Consider the following 23,596-nt stretch of genomic DNA (forward strand, 5'->3'; position numbering starts at 1 on the left):
GCGACCCAGTTACGACTCGCGAGAAGCCGATTTGTCCCACCGTTCGTCGGAGCGTGCGCGGGCAAAGCCTGGCTGCGACCGCTTAATGCAGCGATGGTATTCGCCCATTAACGCCGGTAGTATCAAAAAGCTATTACTGCCGCGACGCTTTACTTAGGGTGAGCTAGGACGCATGAACGAACAAGCCATACCGGTGCTAATCACATTTCTCGCCGTTGCCGGTATCGCCGCGCTGTTGCTGCGTCGAGCGTTGACCCTTTCGAGTCTTCAGCGCAATGCGAAGGAAGCACAACCAACCCAAGCGAAAGTTACTCATCCCAACTCCGAGCCGACCGATAGTCCCATCGACGGGCACGGCGCGGCGATACGCCCGACCGGGTCAGCTCTGGAATAGCTGGCGCAGGCTACTGGGCGCTAGCCCGGTCCAGCGTTTGAACGAACGGCGGAAATTGGTGGTGTCGTTGAAACGCAGGTAGCTCGCTACTTCATCATTGCTGTAGCCCTTCATTTGGTACAGGTACAGCGCTACATGCTTGCGTACCTGATCCAGCTGCTCCTGAAAGCCGGTGCCGTGCTTGTGCAGTTTGCGCTTGAGCGAGGCGGGACTCATCTCGAAGGACTGGGCGACACGCTCCAGATTCAGCGGCTCTCGGATGTTCGCGTAGAGATGGTCGTACAGTTGATCGATAAAGCTGCCAGGCCAGCCAAGGCTCTCCAGCTGCGCGCAACTCGCCTGCTGAGCGACCTGTCCGGCGGTCGCCGAGGCGCCTGGCCAAGGCTTGTGCAGATATTCCAGCGGCAGGCTCATCATGGTCATCTGACTGGCGAAGGTCAGCTGCTCGCTCAAATGCACCCAGTACTGCTCGACATGCCGCGGCTGCGGGTAGGCGAGGTGGAAGCGCCAAGGCAGGCGCTCGCCGGAAAGCCGTCTGCTCATCGCCACCACGGCGGTCAGGCTGGCCTCGGTGAGGAACCGCTGCTGGTTACCGATACCACAGTTGTCGGTCCAGTACAGGTATGCCCTCCGCTCGTCGAGGAGCAGCCGGGGCGTCAGTAGCGGACTGAGCAGGGCGCGGAATTGCTGCAGCTGTTCCAGCGCCTGTTGCAAGGTGCAGGCATGGGTCAACGCGTGGCTGACCTCGCCGTAGTGGCCCGGTAACAGGCGCTGGCCGAACAGAAAGCTGCTGTCGTCAGCCTCAAGCAAGCGCTGCGCGTTTCCGATCAGGGTCAGGAACTGCCGGGGGCTGATCCGCGCCTGGCCACCGATGACGTCTTCATAGAACAGCCCACTACCGCGCAGTAGCTGGTGGTTGTCGATCCCGCGTGACAGCGCCAGATCGATCAGCACGGCCGGCTGGTGATGAGCGGCGATGAAACGCGTATCGCAATCGTAACCAGTGGGCATGGCCATTTCCTCAGGCGCAGCGCGGCAGCTGCTGCTTGGTTTTGGCCAGGTTCAAGTTCAGGCGTTTGAGCAGCTGTTCAGCATCCTCGTCGAACGCCATCACTGTCCCTGTGCTTGCACGGAGGTGCACCCGTTCGCCGTGCTGTGCTGTTTTGTGCGCCAGGCTGGCCACGGCCTGTTGCAGTTCTTCTGCGATCATTCGGGCCTGGGTCTCGCCCGTGTTTGGCAACACCGCCACGAAGCGATCCCCGGCCAAGCGGCAGAGTAGATCCTGACGGCGCAGATTGAGCAGCAGTAGCTGCGCCATGGCCTGCAAAACCGCATCCCCCTCTGCCTGGCCGTAGCGCTGATTGATTGTGTTGAAATCGTCCAGGTCCACGACCACCAGCGAGAGTGGCTGCTGTTCCGCCTGGGCGTGACCGAGCGCCAGCTGCACCTGCTGGCGCAAGTATTCCGCGGCGCCCAATGGGGTCAGCTTGTCGAACAGACGGTGCTCGCGGAATCCTTTCTCACGCTTGCTCATCTGCTGGCTGATGGCACGCTGTTCCTGGTTGAGGTGATAGATGCCCAGTGTCAACAGCAGCAAGCCGATGGGCATCGGTGCGGTCTCCAGCCAGTTGTCCCAGACGGCCAGCTCCGGCAACTGGATGAACTCGTCCAGCGTGTCCATCCACCAGGAAAAGAACACGCAGGCCAGGCCCAGGGCGAGCAGCCGTGTCACACGACCGGCTGGACGGCTGTGCAGCAGCATGATCAGCCAGGCGAGCGCCAGCACGGCCGAGCCGCCTTCGCCAGCGACGTCCGTCCAGTTGATCTCCGCCCAGGTTTTGATCTGGCCGGTCGCCAGGTAGACCTGCAGACCAAGATTGGCGACGAAAGCGAGGCCGAGCAGGGTGAGGGTGTGGAGCTTGAGCAGGGATTTCATCGGGTCTCCGTGGCGAGCCGCGCCAGTGCGTGAGGGCACGGAAACAGATGGATGTGACGGTTGGATGAATGGGGTGGGGGTTGAATTGGCTCAGGGGTTTTTAGGGATAGGTTTAAAAGCGGTGCTGCGTAGGTTCAGCGTTAGGCTTATTGGCGAGTTGGTTGATAGCTTGGTTTCGCCCTGCCAGGCGAGTCACTTTTTCTTGTGTGGCCAAGAAAAAGTAACCAAAAAGAAGGCCACCCCTGCATCCGGGTTTTGCTTCGCAAAACTTCCCTCGCTTAGGCGCTGCTCCGGGGGTCGTCGCGAAGGGACATCCATGTCCCATCGCTCCTCGCTCGGCATCCATGCCTCGCGTCCCCCTGCGCAGCGCCTACGCTCGGCCTCCTGAAGGGGAGTCGGTCCGAGTTGCCTGAAAGTTTTAACAGCCAAACAAACACGCTTGGCTTGTTTTCTGAAGAACGAGCTACCAGACGCCACCGAACGCCCCTTCCAGTAGGCTGAATGGAATCGCTGCTTAGAGGGGCGAGCGGCATGGATGCCGCGAGAGCCGTGAAGGGCCATGGATGGCCCTTGCGCGGCAACCCTCGGAGCAGCGATGGAATGAGGGAAGTCTCGCGAAGCGAGACCCGGATGTAGGGGCAAGACCTTTTGGTTCCTTTTGGGGCAACTGCCAAAAGGGACTCGCCCAGCAGGGCGAAACCAGCGTCCCGGACCGTGCCGAAACGGCCAGCGGCACGACCCGCGCTCCCACCAATGCGTCACCCCGCCATCACCGTAGGGTGGGCTTCAGCCCACCGTGACGGATTGGCGCTGTGCTTGTGGTGGGCTAAAGCCCACCCTACGGGTTGAGCGTTGCGTCCGAGCCGGAGGCGGGTCATATCGGCTCACCTCATACCCCAAACCACCCCAATAACCCCTCTCTGGCGCCCCAGCAAAAACCCCTGTCACAGAACCGCCATATCCCGACCCTACCGTCCGCTCCAGTTCCGGGATGGACCCGGTAAACAGCGTCGGGGGATTGTTCATGAGCACATACCGCAGCGGCACCCGTCATGCAGGGTTCCGCATCAGCCTGCTGGCCCTGGCCGTCAGCGCCGGTTCGGCCTGGGCCGAGGAGCCGCTTGTCATGGAGCACGTCGAGGTGATCGGCCAGGCCGTCAGCATCGACGAGGCATTGAGGGACCAGCGCAACTCCGACAGCGTGAAAAGCGTCGTCCATGCCGATGGCATCGGCCAGCTGCCCGATGACAACGCCGCCGAAGCCTTGCAGCGCATCCCTGGCCTCTCCGTCGAGCGCGATCAGGGTGAAGGCCGCTTCGTCAGCGTGCGCGGCATCGCGCCGGACCTGAACAGCGTCACCATCAACGGCACCCTGGTGCCCTCGCCGGAAAGCGGCCGCCGCGCCGTGGCGCTGGATGTGCTGCCTTCGGAACTGGTGCAGTCGCTTTCAGTGGTCAAAACCCTCACGCCAGACATGGACGCCAACTCCCTGGGCGGCACCATCGAGGTGGAGAGCCTCTCCGCCTTCGACCACGACGGCCTGTTCTACAGCCTCAGCACCGAAGCCAGCTACGACGAGAACGTCGGCGAGACCAGCCCGAAATTTTCCGGTGCCATCAGCAACCGCTTCAGCCTGGGCGGTGGCGTCGACAACTTCGGCGTGGCCGCGGCACTGAGCTGGCAGGATCGCGACTTTGGCTCGGACAACGTCGAGACCGGCGGCAAGTGGGATTTCGAAGACGATGGGGCCCGGATGCGGGAGTTCGAGCAGCGTGACTACGAGATCACCCGCGAGCGCACCGGCTTTGGTCTGAACTTCGATTACCAGCCCGACGACTTCAGTAGCTATTACCTGCGCACGCTATACAGCCGCTTCAAGGACACCGAGACCCGCAACGCAGCCGGGGTCGAACTCGAAGATGCGCAGCTGGCAGGTGAATTCGGCGATGCCGAGGGCTGGCGCGAGCTGAAATCCCGCGAGGAAACCCAGACCATCCAGTCCTACGTGTTCGGCGGCGAACGCATGATGGGTCTCTGGACCCTCAGTGGTCAGGTCGGCTACAGCGAGGCCCGCGAGCGCAACCCGGGCGGCATTTCCAGCGCGACGTTCGAGGGTGACTTCGCTGAAGTCGGTTTCTCCAGCACGAACAAACCGCGCCTGACCGTCGACCCGTCTTTCTACGATCCTGCCAGCTTCGAACTCGACGAGGTGGAGTGGGAGAAGACCGATGCGCGTGACAAGGAAAAGAACATCCGTCTGGATCTGGCCCGTGATTACGACATCCAGGGCTATGCCTCGCAGCTCAAGTTCGGTGGCAAGCTCAGCCGGCGCGACAAGACCAACGACGCCGAGATCTGGGCCTACGACGATTTCGACGACCTGACCCTGGCCGACTTCCAGGGCGGCAAGGTCGACTACGCGCTGGACCGCTTCGGTCCGGGCATCAGTGCCGGCGGCCTGGAGGGCCTGATTGGCGGCCTCGATGCGAGCGAGTTCTACAATGAAGAGGAGTCGCGCATCGGCGACTTCGACATGAGCGAAGACATCAACGCCGCGTATTTCATGAACACCGTGGATCTGGACAAGTGGCGCATCATCGCCGGCCTGCGCTATGAGGGCACCGAGTTCAGCGCCAAGGGCACCGGCCTGCGCGACGGTGAGTTCGAAGCCGTATCCAGCGACAACCGTTATGACCACTGGCTGCCAGGCCTGCATACACGCTATGAACTGACGCCCGATACCTTCATCCGTGCCGCCTGGACCAATACAGTGGTGCGCCCGACGTTCGAGCAGCTGGCACCCGGTTTTTTCATCGAAGATGATGAGGCGGCGTTCGGCAACCCGGACCTCAAGCCACTGGAGTCGATGAACTACGACCTCGGCATTGAGCACTACATGGGCCGCGCGGGCGCTGTGTCGGCCTATCTGTTCTACAAGGACATCGACAATTTCATCTACAACACCGATCTGGCCGGCACGGGCCAATGGACCGGATTCGACGAAGCGCTGAGTTTCGAGAACGGCAGCAGCGCCAAGCTCTATGGTGTCGAGTTGGCCTATTCGCAGAAGCTCGATTGGCTACCGGCACCCTGGAATGGCGTGCTGCTGGGCGCCAACGCCACCTTCAGCAAATCCGATGCAGAGATCGAAGGGCAGGGCAGCCGTCGCAGCATCGACCTGCCAAACCACTCCGATAGCGTCGGCAACCTCATGGTCGGTTGGGAGAATGACGTGTTCAACATGCGTCTGGCCGCCAACTACAAATCCGAGTACCTGGCCGAAGTGGCCGGTATCGATGACGCAGCCCACGATCTCTACGCAGACGATCAGCTGTTCGTGGACTTCAAGGCAGGCTACTTCATCACGCCGAATCTGCAGGTGACGCTCGAGGCGTTGAACCTTACGGACGAGTCCTACTTCGTTTACACCGGGCGCAGCAACTACAACGCCCAGTACGAGGAATACGGCCCGACCTACAAGCTTGGCCTGACCCTGACGCACTTCTGACCAACTTCGACTTTTTTGCCGCCCCGCCTCTGCTCTGTTCCCCTTTTCGGAATGGTGGCGGTCAGCGGCTGCTGATTGGAAAAACCATGTACATGACTTTGCATAAACCCATGCTGCTGAGCCTCTGCATTGCGCTTGCGGCCTGTCAGTCCGGAGCGGGCGTCGACTCCGACAAGCAGCCATCGCCGAGCCTGAGCATCGTGGATGCCGCACCGCTGGAAGCCGTGAACGCTCAGCTGATCGCCAATACGGATTTCTGGCCGAATGCGTCGCGACTGGTCGTTCGACCGGATTCGCGCGGGCTGCAGATACTCGACGCCGATGGCGCCGTGATCAGCGATTCCAAAGGCCGCTTCGAAGGGCTGGATCATCGTGTCGGTGAGCAGGGCATGCTGATCGCCACCCTCGACCGCAAGCGACAGCAGCCCGTGTTGCTAGGGCTTGACCGCCAGCGTCGCTGGAGTCAGCCGCTGTACATCCCGCGAACGGACTTCGCCATCGAGGGGCTGTGCTTGTTCCGCGACGCGGCGCGCAACAGCTTCCTCTTTCTGGTCGGTGAAGAAGGTGTCGGCGAGCAATGGCTGGTCGCCGCGAACATGCGCCCACTTGCGACGCCGCAGCGCGTACGCGGCCTGAGCCTGCCGCCGGAGAGCGGCTACTGCCAGGTGGATGATCAAACCGGCGAGCTGATCGTCAACGAAGAAGGCGTGGGACTCTGGCGTTACGCGGCAGATGCTGAAGCACCGCTCGTACGTCAACCCGTGGACATCGTTCAGCCGTTCGGTGGGATCGCTGAAGCCGCTGCCGGCATGGCATTGGTGCCGGGCGGATTGCTGGCGCTAGACCCGGAAGCAGGCGCGCTGCACCTTTATGGGCGAGACGCCGACAGCTGGCGTAGCCATTCGGTACTGCCGCTCGAAGGCTTCGACGAGCCTGAGCAGATCAGCGCCCGATTGACCGAGCGTGGCATCGACCTGCTGCTGACCGATGAGCGTGGCGCCCACGCGGCTCGTCTGGATTGGCAGCCTCCGACGCCCAACGCGACGGCTGTCATCCCGATGTTGCCGGCCCAGGTTCAGACCGACCCTGTGCCGCACCTCGGCGATGCTGCCGACGACCCGGCGATCTGGGTCAACGCAAGCGACCGCGCCAGAAGCCGTGTGCTGGCCACCGACAAGAAGGGCGGGCTCGGTGTGTACGACATGGCCGGCAAGCAGCTCCAGTACTTGCCCGTCGGGCGGTTGAACAACGTGGACGTGCGCACCGGCTTTGTTCTCGGCGGCAAGCAGGTTGACCTCGCCGTGGCCAGCAATCGGGATCACAACAGCCTGCACCTGTTCGCCATCGAACCAACGAGCGGGCAGTTGAGCGATATCGGCCAGATCGCCACGCCGATCAACGATATCTATGGCCTATGCATGTTCAAAGACCGCGAAAGCGCCATCCACGCGATCACCAACGACAAGGACGGCACCTTTCTACAGTACCGCCTTGACGGTACAGGCGGCTCGCCGCGCGGCGAGCTGGTAAGGCAGTTCAAGGTCGGCAGCCAACCCGAGGGCTGCGTGGCCGATGACCGGACGCAACGGCTCTTCGTCGGTGAGGAAGACGAGGCGGTCTGGACACTGGATGCCCGTGGCGATGCGCCAGCGAAGCTGGAAAAGGTCATCGGTGTCGGCGGCCCGTTGCATGACGACGTCGAGGGTCTGGCGCTCTATCAGGGTGAGAAGGCCGATTACCTGGTGATCTCGAGTCAGGGCAACGACAGCTATCTGGTGCTCGATGCCTCCGCGCCCTACGCCGTTCGCGGCGCCCTCCGCGTCGGGTTGAATGCCGAACTCGGTATCGATGGTGCATCGGAAACCGATGGGCTGGAGGTCACTTCGGCCGACCTCGGCGGTATCTGGAGCCGCGGCATGCTGGTGGTGCAGGACGGCCGCAAGCGTATGCCCGAAGGGGCTCAGAACTATAAATACCTGCCGTGGGCAGCGGTTGCCGACGCGCTGGGGCTGGACTGAGCCCGGTCGGCATAACCCCCTCTGGTAACGGCTGCAGCAATCGAAGCGTTGCCCGAAGCGATCCAACGAGTGCCGTCCCACGGGGCGGCCGGAGGAATACAGATGCAAAGTGAACACATGTCGGTCTGGGGTCTGGTCAGCGAAGCCAGCCTGGTGGTGCAACTGGTGATGGTAATTCTGGTGCTGGCCTCGATCGCCAGCTGGTACCTCATCATCCAGCGTGGCGCCGCCTTGCGCCGCAGCGAACGCCTTTTGAAAACCTTCCTGCAGCGCTTTCGTAGCGGCGCGGAACTGACGCAGTTGTATCGCGAGGGCGGAGATCAGCCGCTGCCCCGCGAGGCGGCCCTGCAGCACATCTTTCTCGCCGGTTATCAGGAGTTTAGCCAGCTGCAGCGCCAGCCGGGCATTGCGCCGGATGCGGTGATCGAGGGGGTCGAGCGCAGCCTCTATGTCGCCATCTCCGAGCAGGAGGAGCGCTTGGAAGGCGGTTTGCAGTTCCTCGCCACGGTCGGTTCGGTCAGCCCCTATATCGGCCTGTTCGGTACGGTGTGGGGGATCATGAATTCCTTCCTTGGTCTGTCCATGGTGCAACAGGCGACGCTTTCAACGGTTGCTCCCGGCATCGCTGAAGCGCTGATCGCCACAGCCATCGGCCTGTTCGCGGCGATCCCTGCGGTGATGGCCTACAACCGCTTCTCCGCCCGCGGCCAGACCCTGAGCGCGCGTTACTACAGCTTCGCCAACGAGCTGCAGGCGCGCCTGCATCGTCGCCTGCATGCCGGCTCGCCCAGCGTCGCCGCTGCCGCCTGAAGGAGCTTCGCCATGCTGGTCAAACCGCAGCGTAAACACGGCCCCAAAGCCGAAATGAATGTGGTGCCCTACATCGATGTGATGCTGGTGCTGCTGGTGATCTTCATGGTCACCGCGCCGATGCTGGTGCAGGGTGTGAAGATCGAATTGCCCAAGGTCGCCGCCGAGGCGCTGCCCACGGAGAATGAGCGGCAGATCCTGACCCTCTCGGTAAAGGCCGACGGCGGCTTCTACTGGCACCTGGGCAGCGAGCTGAATGCCGAGGACCAGACGGACAGCGCCATCGACCTCGGGGAAATGCGCGAGAAGGTCGCCGCGATCATCGCCGAGCGCGGCGATACCCAGGTCTACGTACGTGCTGATGATGCTGCGGACTATGGCCGCGTGGTGGCCGGGATCGCCGAGCTGCAGCGCGGCGGGGTGGTGAACCTCGGTCTGATTACCGAGGCGCCACCTGGGCAGCCTACGCCATGAGCAGCCTGACCATGACACTACCAACGAGCTTCCCGGTAGCGCGTCCGCAGTGGCGCAGCCATGCCGGTGCGGCGGCGGCCACCCTGGCGCTGCACGCGGCGGTGTTCGGTCTGTTGCTGCATGGCTGGACGCCCGAGCTGAGCGCGCCGAGCCAGACTCAAGTACTCAAGACTCAGCTGATCAGCCTGCCGACTCCCACGCCGGCGGCGGAGGCTGTGATTGAGCCCGAGCCCACAGCCGTCCCGGAGCCGCTGGTGGAGACGGTTATCGAGGAACCGCAGGTCGATCCGCAGATCGAACAGCAGCGCCTGGAACAGGCCGAGCTGGCCTACAAGCGCGCCGAGCAGGAGCGACAGGTAGAGGAGGCGCGCGTCAAAGAGCAGCAACGAGCCAAGCAGCAGCGCAAAGAGCAGCTAGAGCGCGAACGGCAGGAACGCATCGAAGTCGAGCGGCAGCAGCGCGAAGCCCAGCGCCGCGAGCAGCTGGCTCGTGAGGAACAACAGCGCCAACAGGCGGCACGTGCCGAAGCGGCGGCCGCTGCAGAACGCGCGCGCCAAGCCGAAGCCGCAGCGGCTGCCAGTCGGCAGTATCTGCCCATCGCCAAGGATGCACCTGACTACCCATCGCGGGCGTTGGACAAGGGCATCGAGGGCACCTGCACCGTCAGTTATTCGGTCAACCGACAGGGGCGGATCGAAAACCCGAAAGCGCTGGAAGACTGCCATCCGCTGTTTATCCGACCGTCACTTACGGCTGCTAAAAGTTTTCGCTACCAACCTCGGATCGTCGACGGTCGCGCCGTGACCGTTCCCGAGGTCAAAAACACCTTTCACTACCGCATCCAGTGATGCGGACCAGACCCATTTGCTTAATGAGTTAATGATGAAACAGGATTTCCAAAGCTTTCACGCCAACCTTTCCGCGCTCGATGATCAGGCCATCAACCCGAGCGCCAACGTCTCGCTGGAGCAGCTTGTCGATCGCAGCCGACGCAACCTGCTGAAGGGGGGGATGGGCCTTGCCGCACTGGGCTTTCTCGGTGGCAGCTTGGGCGCCTGTCGAAGCGCCGTACAGTCTGAGTCGCTGATCGGCTTCAAGGGTATTCCCACCCAGCTAGACCCAGCGTTCGACAGCGTGCAGGTCGCACCGGGCTACAGTGCACGGACGTTCTTTTCCTGGGGCGATGCGGTCATGGCCGACGCCCCGGAGTGGAACCCGGACGCCACCGATGACTGGCAGGCCCAGCTCAAGCAGGCGGGCGACAACCATGACGGCATGCATTTCTTTCCCTTCCCGGAAAATCCGGACAGCCACGGCCTGCTGGTGATGAACCACGAGTACGTCAATCCGCCGCTGCATCCCAACGGCATGACGTTTACCGACGGCAAGCGCCCGCTGGATGAGGTGCGCAAAGAGCAGGCAGCTCATGGCGTCAGCGTCATCGAAGTGAAAAAGGATGCACAGGGCCAATGGCAACGGGTTATGCCGTCGCGCTACAACCGGCGCATATCGGGCATGACCCCGATGGCGGTGAGCGGCCCGCTGGCCGGCAACGACGCACTGAAAACCGCATCCGATCCCAGCGGCCGCGAAATCATCGGCACGCTGAACAATTGTTCCAGCGGCGTCACGCCCTGGGGTACCTATCTGGTCTGCGAGGAGAACTGGCACAACTACTTCGTCAACCACGACGCGGCCGACCTGGCCAAGCGCGTATCGCACAAGCGCTACGGCATCGAAGGCAAGGGCCTGAGCAAACTCTACGGTTGGGAAACCGCGGACGCCCGCTTCAACGCCACACCGGACCCTGCGCAACCTCATGGTGGCCACGTACATGAGCCAAACCGTTTCGGCTGGGTGGTCGAGGTCGATCCCTTCGATCCAGCGAGCAAGCCGGTCAAGCGCACCGCGTTCGGTCGCTACTGCCGCGAGTGTTCCGTTCTTTCGCTGGGTGACGACGGCCGCATGGCCTTCTATTCCGGCGACGACACCAAGGGCGAATATGTCTACAAATTCGTCCCAAGCGGCCGTTATATAGCGGGTGATGATCAGGCCAACCGACGACTACTGGACGATGGCACCTTATACGTGGCGCGGTTCAACGCCGATGGCAGCGGCGAGTGGCTGGCGCTGGTCCACGGACAGAACGGTTTGACCGCCGAGAACGGTTTCGCCGACCAGGCTGAAGTGTTGCTCAACGCCCGCGCCGCTGGCGACCACGTGGGCGCGACGCCCATGGACCGGCCAGAATGGGTGGCCGTGCACCCGCGCAGTCGCGAGGTCTATGTAACCCTCACCAATAACGACAACCGCGGCATCAAGTGGCCCACCGACAAGGCCAACCCGCGTCCCGTGAACCTGCACGGCCAAATTCTGCGCTGGAGCGAGAAGGGCGCCGACCCCACCGCGACCGCCTTCACTTGGGAAGTCTTCCTGCTGGCTGGCGAGCAGCCTGGCGCCAAGGGCGCAGAGGGTGAGCCAGTACCGGCCAACCTCACCGGCACCATCAACGGGGATATCTTTTCCTCGCCCGATGGGCTGGCCTTCGATAGCGCTGGCCGGCTGTGGATTGAGACCGACTACGGCGACGAGGAGGCCGCGATGCAGGCCATGGGCACCAACCAGCTGCTCTGTGCTGACCCGCGCACCCGCGAGGTGCGGCGCTTTCTGGTCGGCCCTCGCGGCTGCGAGATCACCGGTATCACCTGGAGCCCGGACTACCGCGCCATGTGGATTAACGTGCAGCACCCCGAGTTGAGCTTTCCGGCCAGCGATGGCAAGACGCGTCCCCGGGCCTCGACAGTGCTTATTACCAAGGACGATGGCGGCATCATCGGGACCTGATGGCTGTTAGCGACGGACAGGCCTGCCGGCGCGCTCATGTTCGTGCGCCGCAGTCACGCTGAACGTTTAGGCCGCAGCCCGGCTCTAACATCCTGATACATACTTCTCTGCATGTAACCAAGGAGTCGGGCCATGGCCATTTCGCAGCTGCGCACTCGCGTGTCCCTCGCCGTCGTCATTTCCTGTACACCGCTGGTGAGCCAGGCGGACCTCTACTCGCTGAAAATCGAAAACGATGTTTTTGCTTCTGACGATGGGCACTACACCAACGGTTTCGAGTTGATGCGTTCGTTCGAGCCTGGCGCCGATCACTGGTCGCGGCGTTTCGCCGAGGCGATGCCGGGCTGGAGTGCCGATCAGGTCGATAACGTCGCCTATCGCCTGGGACATCAGCTTTACACGCCGGACGATATCACTCGAGCTGAGCTGATCGAGGACGACCGTCCGTACGCCGCGCTGTTGTTTGCCGGCATCTCGATTTTCTCGAATGATCAGCATGAAGGTTGGCGCGGGACCAGCGGTCTGCATCTGGATGTTGGGATCGTCGGCCCGGCAGCTGGGGGCAAAAAGATTCAGCGGCGGGTCCACGAAATCACCAACAGTGACGAGCCGCGCGGCTGGGACAACCAATTGCGCAACGAACCCTTCGTCAACCTGGCGTACCACTACCGCTGGTGGAGTCAGCAGCGCCTTGGCGGTCTGGAATTCGAGTACGGTCCGAGCGCCGGCTTTGCGCTAGGCAATCTCTATACGTACGGCTCTGCGGGGTTCGGGTTGCGCATCGGGCAGCGACTAGAGCGCAGTTTCAGCATTCCGGCAGTGGCGCCGGCACAGAGCGGCAGCATGTTCTTCGATCAGGGGGGCGGCTTCGCCTGGAGCCTTTTCGCCGATGTCGAAGGGCGCTATATGGCGCAGAACGTGCTGCTTGAGGGTAACACCTGGAAAAGCAGTCATTCAGTGGACCCGAACGAGTGGGTGGGTGATGCGAAGGCCGGTATCGCGCTCACCTGGAACAGCTGGCAGCTGGCCTTTGCCAGGGTCTGGCGGACGCGTGAATTCAATGGCCAGGCCAATCATGATCAGTTCGGCTCGCTGACGGTCTCGACCTGGTTTTGAGGATCAAGCGGGGAGCGAGTGCCCCCCGCGAAGGCTTCACTTACTTCCTAACCCAGCTGCCGTTTAGCAGGATGATCTGGCCAGGCGGGGTTTTTTCGATGGCCTTCTTACCGGCAATGGCTTCCACGTCTGCGACGCCGATGCCGTTCTTCTGTGCCAAGCGATAGTACTCGGCGCGTCGGGCCTGGTTGATCTGACTGGCGATTTCTTCGGCTTGCCCGCCGCTCTGCACGACGCCGAGATAGCCGTCGGGTTTCTCGCCGAGCTGACCGCTGGCCTTGGCCTGGCCGAGCGCGGACATGGCCTCGTTGAGCGACATGGCGGCAGCCGGCAGCGCAAGGCACAGCGCCACTAGCAGGGTTCCGAGTTTCAGATAGGTCTTCATAAGGCTCCTCAGAACAGACCGCTGTCTTCGTTGATGATCGAATCGAGTTGCTTGTCGACCTTGATGTAGATCTCGTGCTCGATTTTCACGTTGAGGTTGATGTTGATCGGCTCGTTGGGCACGGCCAGCTCAACGCGTGGGGTACAGGCAGTGGCCAGCAGGGCCAGCGCCAGAATGCTGATGGGATGGCACAACCGCATGACGGTGTTCTCCAGATCGAAGTCGCTGCTACATTGCCTCATCTGAGACGCTCCTGCACGCGCCGTTGAATGCTTTCGCTGACACGATCAGACAATTGGAGGCTGGTTAGCAGGGCGGGAATGTCTTCCTCGAGGTTGATTGAAAAATTGATAGGGCGGCCGCCTTCCAGCGCGGGGTTGCGACCGTGCAGCTTGAGGCCCAGGTCGAGTGTGCCGTCGGCGGCATAGTGCACATCGCTGGCGAGCAGATCGTAGTGGAAGTCATCCAGCGCCTCGGTGATCAGGCGCATCGCCGGGTTGGCTTGGCCCAATGCCTGGATTTTCGGCGAGCGGAATTGCAGCGCGCCGCCAGGCTCGCGTGCCTGCAGCGAGCCTTGTTCGATACTGATTCCGGCTTCACTGCGCTGCAGCTGCAGCTCGCCATCGATCACGCCTGTGCCGGATAGCCCTTCGGCGGGATAGGCTTCGAGCAATAACGGCAATTGCAGCCCGCGCAGGTGCGCTTTCAACTGCTGCGTGCCCGACCCAAGGTCAGCCATACCCGGTTCCAGCCATAGCCGACCGCCCAGCAGCCGCACCTCGGCGATGCTCCAGGCCAGGCGGCCCTGATCGAGGTTGTCGAGCGGGCCCGCGTATTCACCGGCGAAGCGCAAGGGGCCGAACGTGAAGCCCGGATTGGCCTCGCGCAGGGTCAGTTCCGTCACGTCCAACCGCAGCTGATCGCGCCGTAACGCGGCCGAAATCTCTACGTCGAGCCCGCTCAATTCGGTGCGATCATAAATGCCGCCGAGCCCCTTGGCGCTGAGCTTGGCCGACGCTGCGAGTGGGCCGCTGCCCGGCAGGTTGAGTTGTGCCTGCCCCTGCAGGCGTCCGTTGTTCAGCTCCAGCAAGGGCGGCCAGTCGGCGAAAGTCGCGGCCAGCGGGTTGCCGGCGCGCAGGAACAGCTCAGGCAGGGTGAGGTCGAGGCGAGTCGCGCTATTGGTCCAGGTGTGGTTCAGCTTCAACGGCAGGCTGAGTCCGGCATCGTTGCCCAGGGGGCCGTCGAGGGTGGCCTTTGATAAGTCCGCATTGAGCGTGCCGCTCCAGCGCCAGCCCTGCGGACGCAAGGCCGGCTGCTTTACTTCACTGGCCGTTACAGCGGGCTTGCCGGTGATCGCCAAACGTTGCAGTTCGCCCTCGGCGAAGCCTGCTTCCACCCCGATTCCCGCCAGCTGCAGCATCAGCTTGCTGGCGGTCAGGCCTGACGCGGCTGACAGGCTATCTACTCGCAGCCTTGAATTTTTGTCGAAGCGAATGGTGGCGCCCTGCTGCGAAACCCGCCCGCTCAGCCGTAGATCTGCTTCGAGCCCCTGCAGGCTGAAGTCCGCCTCTGTCATCGTCGGGCTGCGCAGCGTGAGCCGGGTTTGGTCGAAGGTCGCCGCATAGGGCACAGCGGTTGCCAGTACGAGACGCGTATCCAGCGTCACAGGCGAGGGGCCGCTGGCAGACAGCTGCACGCTCAAGGGCAGAGCCTGAGTCGCCTCGTCAGCCTCTGTCGGTATGATCTTGAGACTCACGGCACTGGGCCGCAGCTGTGCCGGCAACGCCGCGAACAGATCCGCGGCCGGCTGCAGGGTGACATCGCCGGCCAGCTCGGTTGGTATCCACAGGCCGTCATCGGCAAGAAGGCTCAAGTCCAGCTGGCCCTGTAGCTGGCCAAGCCCGACCACGGGCCAGGGCGCCGGTAGATTCGCCGATAGTCGCAGCTCGCCATTCAGCGCCTGCCAATCCTCCGCCAGGGTTTGCGTGTCGAGTTGCAGTGCCCAGCCGGCGCCGATCCGCATCTGCTCGGGTAGTGTGGGCAACGCCGGCGGCGTATAGGCCAGCCATTCTTTCAACCAGGCCAGCAGCCACGGCGCTTCCGGCAACTCGTTCATCGCCAAGGTACCGCGCCAGAGCGTCGAATCGGTCTGTGCTGTCAGTTGGTTTTGCATGCTCAAGCGCTGTTGGCCGTCCAGCTGCAAACCGAGGTCCAGATGGGTGTCGCTGTCTTGTTCATACGCGTGCAGCGCCAAGGCCAGGCGATGCGGCTGGTGGTCCAGCTGCAGGTCGAGGGTGGCGGGAAGCAGCTCCTCCTCGCCAAGCTGCCAGCCAAGTTGCCCCTGGGCCCGGCAGGTTCCGCTTGTACAGGGCACAGTCAAGTCCAGCGAAGCGATCTGTCCTTGTCGGGGCAGCCAAGCCGACCAGTCGTTCAGTTGCTCAGGGTCGGGTAAAGGGAGGGGCTGGTTGTCGTCGTTCTTGCTGGCAGCGGGCTGCCATCGGGCGTCGAGGCGATCGATGCTCAGTGACCGAAGCGGCAGCAGTCGCCAACCGTCTGCAAAGTCGAGGCGCAGATTGTCGAGTGTCACTGCGAGCCGTTCGTCGGCTGATGGCTGCCGGACGAGGACCATCTGCCGCACGGCAAAATGGTCGAGCGTCAGGCGCACCCCGCTCACATCGAGCGTGACAATTCCGAGGTCGCGCTTGAGTTGCTGCCAGCGGAAGCCACCGTAAAACCCGAACCCCAGAACGAGCAGAGCCAGGCCGGCAACCGCCCAGACAAGGATTGTCCGCCGCTTCGTCATGACCCGTTCCGCTGAAAATCGATGCGTAAGCATAGGCCGGTCGTTGCGCGCTTGCGACCGCCTCACGAAGCGAGGTCGTCGAGACCGAACTGGGAGCGGAAAGTTCCTTGCCATACCGCGAAACGCTGGAGGGACGTGCCCAGACGGGCGTTTCGAGAAGGTTGCGCCAAACTTGTGCACATTCGCTGTCGAGCCTTGTCAAGCGCTTATGACAATCTGTCGCAAATCAAGCGGAAGCTTATATCGACAATAACCTACTGAAAAATAAAGGTTTTTTACATTGGCGAAAAAACCGCCAGTTTAACTGCAGCCCGCTAACCACAGGCGCTAGGGGAATTTGTAACCTGTTTGCCCACAGAGTTATCCACAGCTTCTGTGGATTAAAAATTTGTGTGATCCAGATCGTGTATTTCGATTTTTGCAAGACTTTAACTCTGTGAAAAAAGGAGTAGAGTGCGCGCCCTTGTCCCCCCGAACCATTCGGTGACCATGAGAACGCGTCCACTCGCCTCGAGCTCGCTCGAGAGCACTTCATCTTCTCCACGCCTGCCGATGCGCATGGCGTTGTGGCTGCTGGACAGCCAGCGTCTAGGACAGACCAAGAGTGTCAAACGCATCGCCGGTCGGATGCTCAAGCAGCCGGCACTCGAAGGTGTGGTTGAAGCGCAGAGCCGCCTGGGACGGTTGCTCTGCCACGACTGCGACAGCCAGCGTGATCGTCGCATCGGTTTCGAGTTGCTGCGCCAGGCCGCTCGCGCCGGCGATCGTCAGGCGCAATTCGAGCTGGGTCAGCTGTACTTCCACGGGCAGTACCAAGAGCTGACCAAGGCGCGTCACTGGTTGGAGCAGGCTGCAGCCCAAGGCTCGGTCGAAGCCTCGCGCCTACTTTCTCGGCTGATTGCCACGCGCTAAAAGCTGCATCGCAGACGGGCTGGCCTGACCTGCAGGGTCATGCTAGCTATACTGCCCGGCAATTCAGCCGGAGCCGTTCATGCCTCTCGATCCCCTCTATCTATCCGCTGCTCTTGGCGCGCTCTGCCTGGTACTGGTCGCTGTAGCGGTGCTGCTGCAGCGGCGCCTGTCTCAGCAGCAGGCTGAACTGTCGCTGCTCGAAGAGCGGCTTAGCCAGGCTCTGATGGCGCAGGAAGGCTTGAGTGCACAGCTGGAAACCAGCCGCCAGGATCAGGCGGATCTCCACGAATCCCGCGCCGCTCTGCAATCAGAAGCTGCTGTCTTGCGCCGTGAATCCGAATGGTTGCAGGCACAGCGCCTCGAAACCCGCGAAACCCTTGATGACCTGCAAGCCGAGCGCGACGCGCAGCAGGCCGAGCTTCGCGCACTGAGCGCTGCCCATGCGGCCGTAACGGCCGAGCTGAATGAACAACAGAAGACCCATGAACAGCGCCTCGCAGATCTTCAGGGTGCCCGCGATGAATTGCGCGCGCAGTTTGCCGAGCTTGCAGGCAAGATCTTCGAAGAGCGTGAGCAGCGTTTTGCCGAGACCAGCCATGAGCGTCTTGGCCAGCTGCTCGATCCGTTGAAGGAGCGCATCCAGTCATTCGAAAAGCGTGTCGAGGAGAGCTACCAGAACGAGGCGCGCGAGCGTTTCTCGCTGGCCAAGGAGCTCGAGCGGCTGCAGCAACTCAACCAGCGCCTTGGCGATGAGGCGACCAACCTGACCCGCGCCCTGCAGGGGCAGAAGACCCAAGGTAACTGGGGCGAGCTGATCCTCGAGCGGGTGCTCGAGCATGCCGGGCTTGAAAAGGGTCGCGAATACCACACCCAGGTCAGTCTCAAGAGCGCCGATGGCGAGCGCTTCCAGCCTGACGTGTTGATCCAGCTGCCCGGCGACAAGCAAGTGGTGGTGGACGCCAAGGTCAGCCTCACGGCCTACCAGGCGCTGATCTGCGCCGAAGACGAGGGCAGCCGCGCTCTGGCGCTCAAGCAGCACGTCCTGTCGTTGCGCAATCACCTGAAAGGCTTGTCACTCAAGGATTACCAGCGCCTTGAAGGGCTACAGAGCCTGGATTTCGTCCTGCTTTTCGTGCCCATCGAAGCGGCGTTCGCAGCGGCGCTACAAGCCGACCCCGAGCTGTTTCAGGATGCCTACAGCAAGCACATTGTGATCGTCAGCCCAACAACCCTGCTGGCGACGCTAAGGGTGATCGACAGCCTCTGGCGCCAAGAGCGGCAAAGCCAGAATGCTCGTGAGATCGCTGAGCGTGCGGGGGGGCTGTACGACAAGTTCGCCGCGTTCATCCAGGATCTCGACGAGATCGGTACGCGGCTGCAGCAGCTGGACAAGGCCTACCTGGGGGCACGTAACAAGCTCACCGACGGGCGCGGAAATCTGGTGGGGCGCGCCGAACAGCTCAAGCTGTTGGGCGCGCGGGCGAGCAAGCGGCTGCCGTCCGATTGGCTCGAGCGTGCCGGCGCCGAGCTGCCGCTAGAAGCTGAGGAGTAGCGCGCGTATTTAGCGTCACAGCAGCCACAACACCGCCAGCCCGGCCAGCAAACCGCTGAACATGAACGGTAGGGTCAGCATCGCCAGGGCGCGGCCGCCGATAAAGACGATCAGGCCTCCCTTGACCAGACTGTTGCTCAGCGCCGCGAGAAAGATGCCACGCACCGCGACCTGTTCAGCCAGATCGGTCCGGGCGCTGTTGGCCAGCGACAGGGTGATTGCATCCACATCGGTGAGACCGGACAGCAAAGCAATCAGATAGACCCCCGCGTCGCCCAGCCCCCTTTGCGCGCCTTCGACAAGGAACAGGATGAGTACGAGCAGGCCGGCAAAACGCAGCGCCGGACCCAGTTCGAACGGGTTCTTCAACGGTGGCTCGGCGGCGTTGTCGGGCTGCTGGCCGGCGCGCAAGTAGTAGAACAAGGCGCCGGCGGCGTAGATCAGGCCGGCCGTCAGCATGGGCGCGAGCAAGGCCGGCAGTAACGTCCTATTGATCACCCCGACTTCCAGCAGTACCCGCGGGAACATCAGCGCCGAGGTTGCCAGCAGGCCCGCGGCCAGGGCGTGGCGCATTTTCCCCGAGTCCAGGCGGGCGAGGGTGATGGTCATCGCTGTGGAGGAAACGATGCCGCCCAGCAGTGCCGTGATCATCAATCCGTGGCGGGTGCCCAACAGACGGATGGCGACATAGGCAGCAAAGCCAATACCGGCTATCAGCACCACCATCCACCAGGTGGTATAGGGGTTGAACGCCTGCCAGGGCCCATACCCCTGATTCGGCAGTGCGGGCAGCAGCACCACGGAAATGAACAGCAGCTTCAGCACACCGCTCAGTTCCGCTTCGTTTAGCTTGTGCAGCGCGCCGTGCAGTCGCGCTTTCAGGCTCAACAGCAAGGCCACCACGACCGCCACAGCCGCGGCCAGCAAGCGACTTTCGGCTACGGCCAGGCTGCCAAGCAGGAAGGTCAGTAGCAGCGCCATCTCGGTGGTCATGCCACGATCAGTATTGGTGCGGGACTCGATCACGTAGCCGGCGATTGTCAGCAAGGCCAGCACGACGAACATTGCGATCCAGGCGGGCGTACCGAAATGACTGGCGCTCAGCGCAGCCAGGCCGCCGAACAGCCCGGTAAGGCCGAAGGTGCGGATGCCGGCCATCTCCTGGCCGTCTCTGTCACCGCCGCTCCAGCTGCGTTCTGTACCGATAAGTAGGCCAACGCCGAGAGCGGTTGCCAGGTTCAACAATAATTCGAGGGTCATGGGCAAAGGCCGTCGGCAACTTCTAATGAGACCAGTCTAGCCGTCTCGCTGCGGCCGCGGTTTGCGTTGGCGCAACGCGACGTCAATGCAGCGGAACGTGGCGGCTCATCAGTGCGCGCAACGCTGCTGGCTTGACCGGTTTGGCGAGAAAATCCAGCCCTGCCGCATGGATAGCCGCGATCAGCTCCGGACGTCCGTCTGCACTGATCACCACTCCGGGCACCGGTTCGCCGAGGCGGGTGCGCAGCCAGGCCATCAGTTCCGAACCGGTCTCACCGTGATCCAGGTGGTAGTCGACCAGCACCAGTTGCGGGCGCACGTCCTCACGCAGCAGTGCCTCGCATTCGGCCCGGTTACTGGCCGTCCAGACCTGGCAGCCCCAGCGCGACAACAGGCTGTTCATGCCCACCAGAATGCTGTCTTCGTTGTCGATGCACAGCACCTGGATGCCGGTCAGAGCGGTTTGCTGCGCTTCGCCATTGCCATTACTGGTGACCTGTCGCAGCACCTGGCTGGCGATCGGTACCGTCACGCTGAATACACTTCCTTTGCCAGGCCAGGAGCGCACCGCCAGCGGATGGTTGAGGACCTGGCAGAAGCCGTCCGCAATCGCCAGGCCCAGTCCGAGCCCTTTCTCGGCGCGCGTCTGATGGCTGTCCAGGCGTTTGAACTCCTCGAAGATCACTCGCAGCTTGTCTTCGGCGATGCCCGGGCCGTGGTCCCAGACTTCGAGACGCAAGGAGGAGCCCTGGCGACGCACCCCTAGTACCACGCGACCTTTGGCGTAGCGGAAGGCATTGGTGAGGAAGTTCTGCAGCACCCGGCGCAGCAGGCGGATGTCGCTGTCGACCCGCAGTCGGCTGCCATGCACCCTGAAATCGACGCCTTGTTCGGCGGCGAGCATGGTGAACTCCGTGGTCAGCGTGTCGAACAGGGTCGCAAGTGGGAAGGGGTTACGGTCGGGGGTGATGCGACCATTTTCCAGGCGCGAGATATCGAGCAGGTCGGAGATCAGGTCTTCGGCCGAGCGCAAAGAGCTGTCCAGATGCCGAACCAGATCCCGCGCTTCCGCTGGCAGCGCATCGTGTTGGTGTGACAGGGCGGCGGAAAACAGTCGCGCCGCATTCAGCGGCTGCATCAGGTCATGGCTGACCGCGGCAAGGAAACGCGTCTTCGATTGGCTGGCCGCCTCGGCCGCGCTCTTGGCGGCCGTCAGCGCCTTGTTCAGTTTGGACAGTTCATGGGTGCGCTCGCTGACGCGCTGTTCAAGGCCTTCGTTAGCATCCTTGAGGGCGCGTTCGGCGTCGCGGTAGGCGGTGATGTCACTGAAACTCATGACGAAGCCGCCGCCGGGCATGGGGTTGCCGATCAGTTCGACCACCCGGCCGTTAGGGAAGGTGCGCTCCGATGTGTGCGCGCGGCCCTGGCGCATCCAGTACAGCCGCTTGGCCACGTGGGTGTCCGGATCGCCAGGCCCGCAGAGGCCACGTTCGGCGTTGTAGCGGATGATGTCGGCAATGGGCCGGCCAATGTAGACCAACCCGTCCGGGTACTCGAACATTTCCAAGTAGCGGTGGTTCCAGGCCACCAGCCGTAGCGACTGGTCCACCACGCTGATGCCCTGAGTAATGTTCTCGATCGCGCCCTGCAGCAGTGCGCGGTTGAACTGCAGTACTTCCGAAGCTTCGCCGACAATGCGCACCACATCATCGACCTGCATGTCGCGGCCTTCCAGCGCGGCCTTGACCACGGCGCGGGTGGACGAGGCGCCCAGCACACCGGCCAACAATCGCTCGGTATGGGCGATCCATTGACCGTCGGCCTGCTGCCGGGGTGAGTAATCATGGCCGTGGCGCCGGGCAAAGCGCTGGAAGCTGAGTTCGGCGCGCTCGGCGCCGACGAAACGTGAGGCCAGCAGGAGCAGGTCCTCGACCTGCACGGCCAGCAGCCGGCGGCTGCTGGCCGTGGGGTGGATTTCCTGTCCGATGAACCGGCTGGCCTGCCAGTGTTCGGCGACACGTGTCTGCGACAGGATTGACACCCAGAAGAACAGCGTCGCGTTGCCCACCAGCGACAGGGTGACGCCAAGTGTCAACGCGCTGGTATTGAATGGCAGATCGGTTGTGTACATCCACTGCAGGCCAGGAAACATTTCCAGCGGCCAGCCGAGCAGCGGCAGAATCAGCGTGTAAAGCCAGATCAGTCCGCCTGCGGTGAGGCCAGCAAACACACCGCGGCGGTTAGCCTGCTTCCAATACAGCGCGCCGACCATGGCCGGGGCCAACTGCGTGAGCGCGGCAAAGGCGATCTGGCCGATGGTCGCCAGGCTCGCGCTGGAGCCCAGCAGGCGATAGCTGACATAGGCCAGCAGCAGGATCGCGACGATGCTGATCCGGCGCACCGAGAGCATCCAGTGGCGGAACACTTCGAATGGTTGCTCGGCTTCCTTGCGACGCAACAACCAGGGCAGCAGCATGTCGTTGGACACCATGGTCGACAGCGCCACGCTCGCCACGATCACCATGCCGGTCGCGGCTGACGCGCCGCCAATGAACGCCAGCAGCGCCAGGGCAGGATGGGACTCGGCCAGTGGCAGGCTGATCACGAAGGAGTCCGGGCTGACGCCGCTGGGCAACAGCAGCTGGCCAGCCAGGGCGATCGGGATGACGAACACGGCGGCCAGTACCAGGTACAACGGGAACACCCAGCGGGCCAGGCGAAAATCGTGCGGCTCGATGTTTTCCACCACCGTCACGTGGAACTGGCGTGGCAGGCAAACGATGGCCATCAGCGCGACGGTGGTCTGCACCATCATGGCTGGCCAGTTCACCGTTTCCTGCCAGAACTCCGAGAGTTCGGGGGCATCGTGAGCCCGGTTGAACAGGTCGCCAAACCCATCAAACAGACCAAAGGTGACGAAGGCACCGATCGCGAGGAAGGCAAACAGTTTGACCAACGACTCGAAAGCGATGGCCAGGACCATGCCGCGGTGGTGCTCGGTCACGTCCAGGTTTCGGGTGCCGAACAGAATGGTGAACAGCGCCAGCACCATCGATACGATCAGCGCGGTGTCCTGCGCGCCGGAGCCGGCCGCGGCCTCGCCCTCGTTGCCCACCAGCAGGTTCACTCCGAGGACGATGCCCTTGAGCTGCAACGCAATGTAGGGCAGCACGCCGACCAGGCAGATAAGTGTCACCACTACCGCCAGCGGTTGCGATTTGCCATAGCGCGCGGCGATGAAGTCCGCAATCGAAGTGATATTTTCCTGCTTGCTGATCATGATCATCTTCTGGATGACCTGCGGCGCCAGCAGCATCAGCAGAATCGGGCCAAGGTAGATCGGCAAGAAGGCCCAGAGTTGTTCAGCTGCCTGGCCGACCGCGCCGAAGAAGGTCCAGCTGGTGCAATAGACCGCCAGCGACAGGCTATAAACCCAGGCACGGACCCGCGGCGACAACTGGCTGCGGTTGCGATCCCCGTAAAAGGCAATGGCAAACAGCACGGCCATATAAGTGAGGGCGACCAGCGCAATCAGCCCACCGGACAACGACATGCGAACTCCAGATGTACATAAGTAAGCGGGC

General features: G+C 62.7%; 17 protein-coding genes. 10 read left to right on the plus strand and 7 right to left on the minus strand.

The window, feature by feature from the left end; translation table 11 throughout:
* The first annotated feature begins 172 nt into the window (after positions 1-172).
* Positions 173-394 carry a hypothetical protein gene (locus tag ACIGHL_RS05085; RefSeq protein WP_128119367.1) on the plus strand — a complete coding sequence of 74 codons (222 nt, stop codon included), beginning with the start codon at positions 173-175 and terminating at the stop codon, positions 392-394.
* Here the strand turns inward: ACIGHL_RS05085 and ACIGHL_RS05090 are convergent.
* Together ACIGHL_RS05090 and ACIGHL_RS05095 are read right to left on the minus strand one after the other, a co-directional pair.
* A complete protein-coding gene (locus tag ACIGHL_RS05090) occupies positions 380-1,411 on the minus strand; it encodes an AraC family transcriptional regulator (RefSeq protein ID WP_128119366.1) in 1,032 nt (343 codons plus the stop codon). The two genes, ACIGHL_RS05085 and ACIGHL_RS05090, sit on opposite strands and share 15 nt — an antisense overlap.
* 4 nt (positions 1,412-1,415) lie before the next feature.
* Positions 1,416-2,330 (minus strand): GGDEF domain-containing protein, encoded by a 915-nt coding sequence (locus tag ACIGHL_RS05095; RefSeq protein ID WP_128119365.1) that lies wholly within the window; start codon positions 2,328-2,330, stop codon positions 1,416-1,418.
* Between the two features lie 1,024 nt (positions 2,331-3,354).
* Here ACIGHL_RS05095 and ACIGHL_RS05100 point away from each other — a divergent pair.
* From ACIGHL_RS05100 to ACIGHL_RS05130, 7 genes are all read left to right on the plus strand, one after another.
* Positions 3,355-5,838: a TonB-dependent receptor gene (locus tag ACIGHL_RS05100; RefSeq protein WP_128119364.1), complete on the plus strand. Its 2,484-nt coding sequence runs from the start codon at positions 3,355-3,357 to the stop codon at positions 5,836-5,838.
* An 86-nt stretch (positions 5,839-5,924) separates the two neighbouring features.
* Positions 5,925-7,856 (plus strand): phytase, encoded by a 1,932-nt coding sequence (locus ACIGHL_RS05105; protein ID WP_216706878.1) that lies wholly within the window; start codon positions 5,925-5,927, stop codon positions 7,854-7,856.
* 96 nt (positions 7,857-7,952) lie between these two features.
* A complete protein-coding gene (tolQ, locus tag ACIGHL_RS05110) occupies positions 7,953-8,666 on the plus strand; it encodes a protein TolQ (protein ID WP_128119567.1) in 714 nt (237 codons plus the stop codon).
* Between the two features lie 12 nt (positions 8,667-8,678).
* Complete coding sequence (gene tolR, locus ACIGHL_RS05115; RefSeq protein WP_216706877.1) at positions 8,679-9,140, plus strand: protein TolR; 462 nt, start codon at positions 8,679-8,681, stop codon at positions 9,138-9,140.
* An 11-nt stretch (positions 9,141-9,151) separates the two neighbouring features.
* The gene (locus ACIGHL_RS05120) at positions 9,152-9,988 is read left to right on the plus strand and encodes an energy transducer TonB (RefSeq protein ID WP_241509019.1); all 837 of its coding nucleotides are present in this window, start codon (positions 9,152-9,154) and stop codon (positions 9,986-9,988) included.
* A 34-nt stretch (positions 9,989-10,022) separates the two neighbouring features.
* Positions 10,023-11,984 carry a PhoX family protein gene (locus tag ACIGHL_RS05125; RefSeq protein WP_128119362.1) on the plus strand — a complete coding sequence of 654 codons (1,962 nt, stop codon included), beginning with the start codon at positions 10,023-10,025 and terminating at the stop codon, positions 11,982-11,984.
* A 132-nt stretch (positions 11,985-12,116) separates the two neighbouring features.
* Entirely contained in the window at positions 12,117-13,100 is a 984-nt protein-coding gene (locus tag ACIGHL_RS05130) for a lipid A deacylase LpxR family protein (protein ID WP_128119361.1), read from the plus strand.
* Positions 13,101-13,140: 40 nt separating this feature from the next.
* Here the strand turns inward: ACIGHL_RS05130 and ACIGHL_RS05135 are convergent, their stop codons facing one another.
* The 3 genes from ACIGHL_RS05135 to ACIGHL_RS05145 are packed head-to-tail and all read right to left on the minus strand — an operon-like array spanning position 13,141 to position 16,288.
* On the minus strand, positions 13,141-13,485 hold the full coding sequence (locus ACIGHL_RS05135; protein ID WP_128119360.1) for a YdbL family probable chaperone protein: 345 nt from the start codon (positions 13,483-13,485) through the stop codon (positions 13,141-13,143).
* 8 nt (positions 13,486-13,493) lie between these two features.
* Positions 13,494-13,685 carry a YnbE family lipoprotein gene (locus ACIGHL_RS05140; RefSeq protein WP_045431992.1) on the minus strand — a complete coding sequence of 64 codons (192 nt, stop codon included), beginning with the start codon at positions 13,683-13,685 and terminating at the stop codon, positions 13,494-13,496.
* 38 nt (positions 13,686-13,723) lie between these two features.
* Positions 13,724-16,288 (minus strand): intermembrane phospholipid transport YdbH family protein, encoded by a 2,565-nt coding sequence (locus ACIGHL_RS05145; protein WP_128119359.1) that lies wholly within the window; start codon positions 16,286-16,288, stop codon positions 13,724-13,726.
* 558 nt (positions 16,289-16,846) lie between these two features.
* Between ACIGHL_RS05145 and ACIGHL_RS05150 the strand changes: the two genes are divergently transcribed.
* Positions 16,847-17,200 (plus strand): tetratricopeptide repeat protein, encoded by a 354-nt coding sequence (locus ACIGHL_RS05150; protein WP_413818158.1) that lies wholly within the window; start codon positions 16,847-16,849, stop codon positions 17,198-17,200.
* Between the two features lie 79 nt (positions 17,201-17,279).
* Positions 17,280-18,752, plus strand: a complete 1,473-nt coding sequence (locus ACIGHL_RS05155; protein ID WP_128119358.1) for a DNA recombination protein RmuC — start codon at positions 17,280-17,282, stop codon at positions 18,750-18,752.
* 15 nt (positions 18,753-18,767) lie between these two features.
* Here the strand turns inward: ACIGHL_RS05155 and ACIGHL_RS05160 are convergent, their stop codons facing one another.
* Together ACIGHL_RS05160 and ACIGHL_RS05165 are read right to left on the minus strand one after the other, a co-directional pair.
* The gene (locus ACIGHL_RS05160) at positions 18,768-20,012 is read right to left on the minus strand and encodes an MgtC/SapB family protein (protein WP_128119357.1); all 1,245 of its coding nucleotides are present in this window, start codon (positions 20,010-20,012) and stop codon (positions 18,768-18,770) included.
* Positions 20,013-20,094: 82 nt separating this feature from the next.
* Positions 20,095-23,565, minus strand: coding sequence for a hybrid sensor histidine kinase/response regulator (locus ACIGHL_RS05165; RefSeq protein WP_046161893.1), 3,471 nt, complete (start codon positions 23,563-23,565; stop codon positions 20,095-20,097).
* Positions 23,566-23,596 lie beyond the last annotated feature (31 nt).

Origin of the sequence: Pseudomonas sp. NPDC077451 (assembly GCF_044543345.1) — a bacterium.
In the GTDB taxonomy this organism is placed as follows: Bacteria; Pseudomonadota; Gammaproteobacteria; order Pseudomonadales; family Pseudomonadaceae; genus Stutzerimonas.